This is a genomic window from Dellaglioa sp. CoH-57-MRSF-20, from assembly GCF_056781955.1.
This window is the reverse complement of record NZ_JBXAXV010000122.1, coordinates 1-446: the sequence shown is the minus strand read 5'-3', so window position 1 is coordinate 446 and position 446 is coordinate 1. Positions and strand designations below refer to the sequence as shown.

Here is a 446-nt window from a genome sequence, read left to right as displayed (position 1 = left end):
CGCGAAAGCGGATGCGTTCGAATCATGGGCCGCGCGCCAAGCGTTCCAAACGGTTAGCGTCGTTTACGAGTCGCTGAGTCACGAAACGGAATTCGTGGCAACATGCAGTATGCGATTCACATGCGACGTGCGCTCGACGCTGGCTCAGTTTTTGGAACGCATCGAAAGCGAAGCCGCCGACCGGGGCCTTTGCATCATTGAGGATGCGGCTACACGGCTCCCGGTTCCGGGCATTCAACAAGGGTAACAAGGGCGATCATGAAATACGATTGGTTTGTGAGTACACAAAACGCGGCGGGGCCTGTCTCGGGCATCTACTGCACGGACACGGGTAACACCGTGCAGGAATGGCCGGGCGACGACGGCACCATCGCGCAAGCTGAGGCCGAACGGCTCAACGCTGAGCACGTGGCGGCCCGAACGCGCATCGCATAAAGGGCTTGACA

2 protein-coding genes are annotated in these 446 nt (G+C 59.4%); both read left to right on the top strand.

Annotated elements, in window-relative coordinates; translation table 11 throughout:
* Positions 1 to 247 (top strand): hypothetical protein (locus tag AC1RPN_RS08430; protein WP_481763750.1); only part of this gene is annotated, 247 nt, incomplete at its 5' end.
* 11 nt (positions 248 to 258) lie between these two features.
* On the top strand, positions 259 to 435 hold the full coding sequence (locus tag AC1RPN_RS08425; RefSeq protein ID WP_289900971.1) for a hypothetical protein: 177 nt from the start codon (positions 259 to 261) through the stop codon (positions 433 to 435).
* The last annotated feature ends 11 nt before the right edge of the window (positions 436 to 446 follow it).

What these genes read in the sequence shown, in the direction of transcription:
- AC1RPN_RS08425 (WP_289900971.1), top strand. Translation starts at nt 259, where the DNA reads ATGAAATACGATTGGTTTGTGAGTACACAAAACGCGGCGGGGCCTGTC.